Genomic DNA, 9,730 nt, shown 5'->3' with positions numbered 1-9,730 from the left:
TTACAGTTGCGTTGTCCTGCTTTAGCATAGGTGTTGTATTCGGCCAGGGTGCTACCGTCTGCTTGCGCTGTGGTAGTGGTTTGCAGCATGTTCTGATAGTCCCAAGTGAGTACCTGTCCGGTTTTTGTCTTTAGCTGGTTGCCGTGGGGATCGAAGATGCCTTTGCCCAAAAGTGCCTCATTGAGGTTGGCTTGTTCCGTGGGGGTGAGGTTGAGGGACTGATAAAGCTTATGGCTTATAGCACGATTGGCTCGGGTAGTGGCTATCATACGGGATCTGTTTCCCGAGTTAGCACTTCTCTGTATGAGGTTCATACCTTTGTCGAAGGCATAGCTGTGTCGGTAGGTTTTGAGGTTGGTCATGTCTGGTTAGTTCGTTTCGTTGACTTCCTAAAGAATAAATCGCTGGCTCAAATGCAAGTTTTATCCATAAGCTCAGGCAATTTTTAGATTATTTGCACAAATAGCGCCAGCTATCTTTTTTATATTTAATGCCACACAATCGCAGGGATAAAATTTAATGGTTCGATCAGATTAGGAGTTAGCCAGTACTAATTAATCTGAAATTTTATTCAGCCTCATTTTTTTTCGCGCGATAATGTACCGTTGCTCAAGGCTTCTTCCAATTTTTGGAAAAAGTAATATTAATTTAATCTGGCAATTAGTAACTCCATACTTATTCCTTCGTCTTGTTGAGTTTTTCTACATGATCTGTTTTCTGAAAATTATTATGCACTCTATATTGAGCAAATCTTACTATACTCGTATTTCTGTTTTCTTTAAGATTCTTGTTAAAGGCAGAGAAATGGAATGTTTTCCCAGTATAAAAAACATACCCCCATCCGGAAGCTATACCAGGTTTAGAAAAAAATTTATGACTTTCCTTACGAATTAACATGAAGCTGTCAAGGTCAACATCCTTCTTGGGATCCAAAGTATCCTTTGATAAAAAAGCCAGATTTGGATTAATTCGTCCCTTTTGATTTTTATTGACCAACCAGATATTATATACATTAACTATTTGGTCTGTTTTTAATGTCTTATCGGATATAAATGTTAGGTATTTACTCTTATCGTTAGGAGTTTTTCCCTGATGGAATGGATAACTTGTAGCATCCATGTGAACGTCTGGCCCACCTATACCTACCTTTTTCGTTAAATCACCATAGAGTATTAGTTTTTCAGAATTGGAATCCAGAAGGTTATTGTTCAGGAGGAATTTTGATAATCGATTTTTGAGTTCTTGTTTTAATCTATCCGGATCTTCAGGTATTTCCTCATCAGGTGCAAAAAACTGAATTGCATCAAAACCATAACGTTGGAAAGCACTGGCCTTACCATTACAACACTTTACCTTATGTCTTTCTAACTGATGTTTCCATGAATCCATATCATGAACTTTTGTTGAGATCGGCTCCCAAAGCTCACCATATTCTCCAATAGCCGTAAAATCATTTCCGTACCATTTTTCAGATAATTTATTTTTGTTATACAGTGCTGTACTTGTAGCCAGCAGACCCAAAAGAGCAGGTTTCAGAAGTTTTTTGGGCAGCTTATCAAATGGCCCCAAACCATACTCATCTCGCATGGTCACCGGATTCCCTTTGACCATCGCATACCAGTTGAGGCCACTGCCCTGAAGGCCGGCAGGGTCAGGGCTGATCCATCTGAAGGTGTCCGGATCGAGGCTACGGTAACCATAGTAGTAAAGGCCGCTTTCGTCTTTTTCCTGTCCCGAGTATTTGTAGGGTTGCTGCCCCGTCTTGCCATAGCTGATGGCTGTTTCTCCGTAGGGTTTGTAGGACTCGTAACTTTCGAGATGTCCATTGCCGCCAAGGGTGAGTTCGCAGGAGTCGATATTGTTGTCCAGACTATAGCTGGTGGTCTGATCGGGGACTTTTATACCTTCTTTGTATTGGTAGACTCTCTTTTGGGCGACTTGCTTGTGACCCTGGCGGATGCGTAGGGTGCTGTATTGTTCGTGGGGGATGACCATGGCTCCGGTGCTTTGTTCGGTGACGGTTTCTCCATCGTAGCTGAGGTTTTCGCCTTTCCAGATCGTGCGGTATTCGAGGTTGCTCAGGTAGAGGGATTCTGTGATTTCTGTGGTGTTACTGTCCTGGTCTTTTTTTTCGGTGACTTTACAGTTGCGTTGTCCTGCTTTAGCATAGGTGTTGTATTCGGCCAGGGTGCTACCGTCTGCTTGCGCTGTGGTAGTGGTTTGCAGCATGTTCTGATAGTCCCAAGTGAGTACCTGTCCGGTTTTTGTCTTTAACTGGTTGCCGTGGGGATCGAAGATGCCTTTGTCGAGCAGGGTTTCATTCAGATTAGCTTTTTCTGTAGGGGTGAAATCGAGTGTTTGATAAAGTGCCTGGTTAATGGCTCGATTGGTGCGCTGAGTAGCGATCATACGATCCACACTGAGCAATGAAGAGGTGCTCTTTTGAATGAGGTTGACTCCCCGATCGTACATGTAATTTTGTGAATATAGGTTTACCTTTATCATATTTTTATAAATTGTCCCGCATAGAAATTAATTCTATGCGGGAAGATTTGTAATTAACTTTCCTCCGTTACATCTTCAGCTTCAACTGTAATAACCTCCTCTTCCTGCTCGTAACCAGTAGCAGAAACAAGTCTATACATCGCATCATAAGTATATTCACCACCTGAGGGGAAATACGTCAGTTCCTCCGAGCCTTCTTCCGGCGTCTGGTAATAGCCGGACGCTTCAGAAACATTACCAATTGGATCCAAAGTATAAATCAGATTTTGCCTCACATGATCAGTTTCATGTATGATCTGCTCGTACTCTGTATCTCTTGTCAAAGGATTATCTGTATCCGCACTTTCTGTATAAATCTGCAGCAATCGATAGTTCTTAGGATCGTAGGCATAAAACGTCGTGAGGATGTGCTTGCCTTCTTCATTTCGATATTCTGTCGACAAATGCTGTTTCTTGGCATTGTACAAAATATTATCCATGTATTTGACGGCATTCACCTCAAAGAAACGCATGCCTCCCGACTGCCATTCGATCGGTATGTGAACATTACCGGCCGGATCGATCACGCGAGTGACCTGATTGTTGGCACCGAACCTGGCAATCCCTTTGAACTCCCCGGATTTAAGCAATTCACCGGTGGTGTCAGGATCAGTGCCCGGGTTTGAATTCAACTCAGGTACTGCGATAATCGGAGGTGCCACACTACAGTCGTTTTCATTGACCGGTGCATAGGGTTTCGCAAATTTGGTCAGACCACCCATCGGCACTCCTCCAATATTGAATCCATACACGATGCTACCCCATCCGCCTTGCGTAAAGGCTTGCACAGGCTTGCCCAGATAATTGTATTGCTGAGCCAACTCCCGATCACCATCGAAAGTCTGCTCGCCATACTGCATACGTGTGACTACGATCGGCCCCCAGCCATTGTCTTCATCCAATGATACCAGAACACTCATAGGCCTTGTCAACAGGTCATACTCATACTCTGTTTTGACGTTTCTGGCATCCATGAGCCACATGGGTCGTCCCAATACATTGGCTAAGCTCCAATCCTGTCCGGCATCGCAGGTATCCATAGAGACCGACGGCCCGAAGGTATCCGGGTAGATGTAAGTAATGTTTACATAACCAGACTCCGATAGTCTGGGGTCTGCTATGGTGAGGTTTCTGTTTAGGTCATCATAGGTCAACTTGTTGACATAGTCGATGCCCCTCACATAATACCTGAACATGTAGTTGACGATCAGATCGTTGTCTGATTGAAAACCATCAAGATCAAGAGTTGGTATTACTATATTGTCAGTAACCAAACCTTGATTGTCAATCAGATTATAGTTGTTGAGTTGCGTCCAAAGTGCATCACATTCATATCTCGTAAATGGACAAGAGCCATAGGCGCTAACAAATGCGTCATAAAGACCTGCTTCTGTTATCGCGTTCTTCTTTACCTTGTTATCAAAAAGCAGACTTAAGGTTTTAGCGGTATATGCCTGAAACTTCAATTGAAAAAAGTAGTGTTCTCCATCTGGAGATTGCATGAGGTTATTGATCGTTTCTCTCAGCGGAAAGTTACTGGTCATGTCCCCCCAGAAGATGTCCACCTGATCAACAGCAATCACGACTCCATCTTCTTTGACTTCAACCGTTTCATAACTATCAAACTGTACGATGTATTCTTTCTGTTTTAGCTCAAAAAAGAGTGATAATGCCTGTTCAGCGCTGTACCCCAAGAATTCCGCTATATTTATTAAAGTATACTGGGCTGAATTGATACCTATTTCGATCCATGGTAGACTCCTATTGTCACCAATAGAACTGCTCGGTGTCCAACCTAAAGTCAAGGTTTTCTTATAAGCATTTCGATCTTTATCGGTCATTTGGAAGTCAAAATACTCATAGTAGGGATTGTCTTTTGACGGAGGTGTTTCATCGCCATCAAAAATGTTATTTTCATTGACCAAATAATATGGTGATATCATGAGCAAATCATTGGCATCCCATGCAGTTTGTCCCCAGGCAGTCCAGCTATGATATACCAGAAATCCTTTGGGCGAAATGGCGTGCGTCACGCGCCCCAAGGCATCATAGTAGCTGGTGGGACTGGTTCCAATTTTGTATAGATCATCATTTTCTATGAAGTCTACCGTATTTATAAAAAATGGATCATATTGCCTGACTACTTGGGCCTTGTTGTTGTACACGGTGAGCCCTTCGGTCAGCCAAATGTCTTGGATGTAGTTACCGGATGTGTTTTGACTCATTTGGTTCTCCTCCCAAAAATAGGTATCACTTCTATCCTCAGCTTTTATCTTATTCTGAAGCGATCGACCAAAACCGTCATTATAACTTACCACTTGCGCTATCCGCTCTCTCAATCCTGTCCATTGCAGTCTAAAAATTTCTTCTTGCGTAAGAGTTCCAAAATTATCAAACGCCTCCATGGCTAATATATAATTTTCGAGTCTTTTTTTGAAGTCTTCAAGGCCTGACGAAGCCTGTACCATCGTACGATAGAGTGGTGTATAGATACCGTTAGGCTCTATCAGTTCTGCCAAAACCAAGGCATCCCACCAGCTATTGAGATCATCACTGCTTATAGCCGGAATACGTTGATAGTATTGTTCTTTAGTAAGGATTGCATGCGTCAAATTTGGATAGTCATCAGCAGACATCGCCAATACATGTACCGGCTGCCTATCTTCAAGATTAAGAAAAAGCTGGAAGATTTCGACTTGTTGATCATTACTGAATTCTTGAAAGGCCTGACATAGAGAATGAGAAATTTGAAACAATTCTTTAGTAAACCTTTCTACAGTGTCACTTGACTGAATTACTTTTTCTAGTCTATGGAAAACTGCTCCTTCTCCATTTACCAATCCATGCTTTTGCAGGGCTTTAAACCAAGCCCTTGCTTTATCCTCTTCGAATTTCACGGTTTTGTGGTTGGCTAATACTTCAAAAGGGAAGGTAAGCATCCAACTAAATGGGGCATAGAAGAAAAAATTCGAGGAGTTTTGCAAATAGGTGTAAGGTGAATCAATGATGGTGTGGATGGTATCTGTTTCCTTATCTCTAACCTGATAAGGGTTGTTTCTGCCATCATATCCATAAAGCGAGTCAAACCCTACGTCATCATTGTATAATTCTTGCACTTGACCATCCTCCAAAGTCAGTTCCATCTCTCCACCATAATGAGTGGTGGTAATGACCCGACCCAAGGCATCGAGTAACACTTCTGCCCTATTACCATTTGCGTCTACAACTGCCAAAGGCTGAAGATGCTGGTAATCTATTTGATAAACATCATCTACCTGCAAAATCTGGGTCATATTGTCCAGGGGATCTACGGCCTTGACCATCATCATATTATGATTGTCATACTCCAAAAACTGGGTAGTTGCTCCCATTGGATTGGTGTAGGATTGCGGCTGATAAAAGAGTGATGAGTTGTTATAAGCGTATATTCCGCTGTCTGCCCACCAAAAATCATCGGAAGATTTAAAGCCTCCCGTATCCAACATCATCTGATCGAGTTCATCTTCAGTAAAATAGGGTTTCAGGGTATCATAAAGCTTTTCTTGATTAAAGACTACTGCTTCGCCATAGTATTCGAGCAAAAACCCTCTATTGCCGGGACGCACCAATCCCTGTGTTTCTATTTGATCATAGTTGCCAGTAACTGGAGTAATCTCCGAGGTACCTTCCAGTGCATAGAGGTAATAATTCTTGCCCCACGAATGCATGATGTAATCGATACCGCTGGCAAAAGGGATTCCTGATTCTGAATCACCTGCTGCCAAATACGCCCTCAGTTTGTCATAATCATATATACCTCCATTGACAAGAGATTCATGGCCCAGTGTATCCGCAAGATTTGTAATGACGAACCCCTGTGCTTCATAAGGTACCATGAGTTGATAAAAAACGTCTGACGTTTGCCCTAAGCCGGCCGCATTCTCAAAATTATAGTGTCTGGCAAGATCAGAGTAGCATCTTACTATTCTCTGTTCGGTGGCGATATTTCCATCTATGTCCGCCCCATAAGTTTCGTCTTCTGCTCTTCTTCCATAGAGGATGCTACAGGACTGTACCGCCTCTCCGTACAAAAAGTTCATGGCTGCACTATAAGACATCTTAGGGTCATTGGGGTTTCTCTCATAAAGATAGGAGAGTCCTTCCCTTTCCAAATGTAGAAATGAGGCATAGTAGTTATTTCCCTTTTCTTGTAGAAGTTGTATTTGCCCGTTGGCATTCTGCACCTGATAGGGAAACCCCTCTTCTGATGAGCCGTCAAGGCCATAAAGCTCACTATGCAATAAGGTGCCTTTCATCAAGATACTCGCTTCCCTCCACAATTCTGAGCCTGGCTCAATCGGGTTCAAACCATCGGGATCAAATATTCCCATAGTTATTAGGTAATTGGCCTTGGCATCTCCAAGGAAATAGTCCTTTCCATTCGTTTGATAGGTATCCACTATGTCCTGCTGATTTGGATTTCCGGTATGAAACCAGGATTTCAGTATGGACGGTGGAGAATCCAGCATTGGATTTTCACTATCAAAAATATCCGTGTCCTGATGTTCCACATAACCAAATCCGCGAAATTCCCTTTCTACATCGTCATAGTAGCTATCGCGGTATTTGTAACTCTGTGTCAGCACTGATCCCGATATAGCATCTTTTGCTACCATGCTTTCAACCACCCAGGTCGGAAAGGGTGCTCGCGTGATCCATTCTCTTCCTGTTTCGCCAGGCTCATATTTATCCTTAAGATAAAAATGAATAGAACTTTTGAAATTGATAGTTGATTCGGCACCAATATTATTAATATGGGTGGTGATCAGATAAGGTTTCGTACCATTGCAAAAATCATATACCCATTGCTTTGAGGTAGGGTGAGTCTTACTATATATTAAACAAGGCAACCCTGTACCATAAACGTCGGCAAATAGTATCCTATCATTATTGTCAAAGATTTCCCCATCTGGCAATTCCAACAAAATTTCCTCGGCAAAACTATTGCCGCTCTGGTTGAGAAACAGTTTTATACCTGAACTCGTAAGGATAAGCAGGTCTGCGGTGCCTGTACCATCAGTATCTGCAAAAAATATACGATTTGTCTTAAATTCTTCTTTGGAAATAGATGTAGGAAATTGCATTTTGATCTCCTCTCCAAATACCCCATAGCCATAGTTGGGATAGTAGCTCAATGAATCATAAGTCACCTTGGTCAGGTGAGACTTGCCATCACCTGCAATTGATGCAAATTGAATGAGCGTATCTTCAGAGCTTTCAACATTGGCTGGAAGGTTAGATTGATTGATAGTAACTCCAGGTGCAAATCCATCTGCACCGTTGTTTTTATAATATCTGACCTTTCCATTCATGACCATAAGACAATCTGCTCTACCATCTCCACAGACATTCACCAAGTTAGCTTTGGGGCTGTCCATTTCGGTAGCGTAGGTGGGTAGTGGAATAAAATCGCTCCACTCTCCGCTTTGCTGCACTTCGTAGTATCCCATTTGGCTGCCACGGGTCACCACGTAATCCAATTTTCCGTTTCCGGTAATATCCTGGAAGGTATGAAACTCGTCGTTCATCAACTGATTGATGGGCACTGGATAGTTTTTGGCCGCTTCGTGATAGACTACTGCCTCCGAGTCATTTTGTACCGAGGCGTAATCAGTCTGGTAATAGTGATAGTCCATGCCATCGCTGTAAAGCAATCCATCTATACCTTCGGAATATAGGTCTACAGGGGTAAAATCGAGGCCCTGCCCAAGAGAACAAAACGGTTCTTTCTGACCACTCGGGTATTCTCTAAGCAAGGGTTTGTATTCATGCCCTGTTGGATCAAATCCAGTCCACTCCATCTCAATAGGCACACTATGCTTGACTTCGTAATACCCTAACTTAGCGTTTAAATAATAGCCGATTTCCATCGATGAGACCATGCGTGTGCATATGGGAGATTCTTCATAATAGTAAGCGGTGACTTGAGTGAGTACCGGTGCTTCACCCAATTCATCGAATTGGTGAAACTGAAGAACATGCCTACATAATCGATGATTACGAACCTCGAAGCCTCCAAAATATGTAGAGAATGAATCTTTTCGCACACTCCAGTCATTTACCGGGGTGTAGGGGTCTGTATTGGTGACGTCAACATCATACTCTCCATAATCATGTACCGTAAGAAAAAACCATTTGGGTTCTAGTATTTTACGCTCTTCGGACGGAAGAAAACTCAGCGGCTCTGGAATGGGTGTGGCCTGACCGGCTGCAACCTGATGTACATACATCTGAGCGTTTTGAATATGCCCTTTCTCAGGGGCAACGTTTACGTTTACCCCAGCGGCATCCTCTCTTTTGTAAGTAATTACACTTGAATTTCCATGGGTATCTAATGACTCACATAGCAACCATTTATATATCCTTTTGTCCTGCAAACCGCTGTCGGCGGGATTGAATACCTGAGATGATTCTCCCACTCCATAAAGCTGAATGGAATTGTCCGCATTTAGTATTTGCCAAAAAGAGACCGGGTTCTCACCGGGGTCCTCTTCTGATTCCCAATGCCAATATTGGATTTTGCTATAGGCTCCTTCCATCATCGGCTGATATACCTTCACTTCATAGGGGTGGCTTCTCTGTTCAGCATAGGTGACCGCCTGTTTCCATGTAGCTCCATCTACGACAAGATCAGTCAGGTCGCCATACTCGACGACCTGAATGCCATTTGCCATTTTCGAAACTATTATTTCTCCATTAAAAAGAAATTGATCCACTGCATCGTCGTAGGTAGGTGTACCATGCGATGTCCTTCTCGAAATTTCGCCTACACTACCATTTCCAAAACCCATACCGAAAGATCCATTTCCTCCGCCGGTATTGTAGGATTGCCCTCCAAAAGAAAGGCTCGCCCCACCGGTAAAACCATCGGCATGAAACTGCTCTCCATAGCCTACGATTGCGCCTCCGCCTTTGGGCAGCTCTGGTTTCAAAACCGGCCCGGAGTCTCCTCCACTTTGAGACGATCCTCCGGAGGAAGACCCTCCGAAAGATTGACTTTGCTTCGCGCCCATGTAGCTGCTATTGGCCCCTACATTGCTGGTATCCCCCACAGGCTGGGACCTGTTGGCCCCAGCCTCCGGTGGTGTTTCTATCGGCGCAAGATTATCCTGATAGAATTGTTTTATTCTCTCTTTTTCCATGATAA

Annotated in this window: 3 protein-coding genes; all 3 read right to left on the bottom strand. The window is 43.2% G+C overall.

Going from position 1 to position 9,730, the window contains the following annotated elements; translation table 11 throughout:
• Positions 1-362, bottom strand: a 362-nt coding sequence (locus ABJD64_RS20390) for a hypothetical protein (RefSeq protein WP_348195866.1), incomplete at its 3' end; no start/stop codon positions are given.
• A 313-nt stretch (positions 363-675) separates the two neighbouring features.
• On the bottom strand, positions 676-2,505 hold the full coding sequence (locus ABJD64_RS20385; RefSeq protein WP_348195864.1) for an RHS repeat-associated core domain-containing protein: 1,830 nt from the start codon (positions 2,503-2,505) through the stop codon (positions 676-678).
• A gap of 53 nt (positions 2,506-2,558) precedes the next feature.
• Complete coding sequence (locus ABJD64_RS20380) at positions 2,559-9,725, bottom strand: SpvB/TcaC N-terminal domain-containing protein (RefSeq protein WP_348180403.1); 7,167 nt, start codon at positions 9,723-9,725, stop codon at positions 2,559-2,561.
• Positions 9,726-9,730: the final 5 nt, after the last annotated feature.

This window comes from Reichenbachiella sp. (assembly GCF_039944555.1).
In the GTDB taxonomy this organism is placed as follows: Bacteria; Bacteroidota; Bacteroidia; order Cytophagales; family Cyclobacteriaceae; genus Reichenbachiella.
This window is presented reverse-complemented; position numbering and strand designations above follow the sequence as displayed.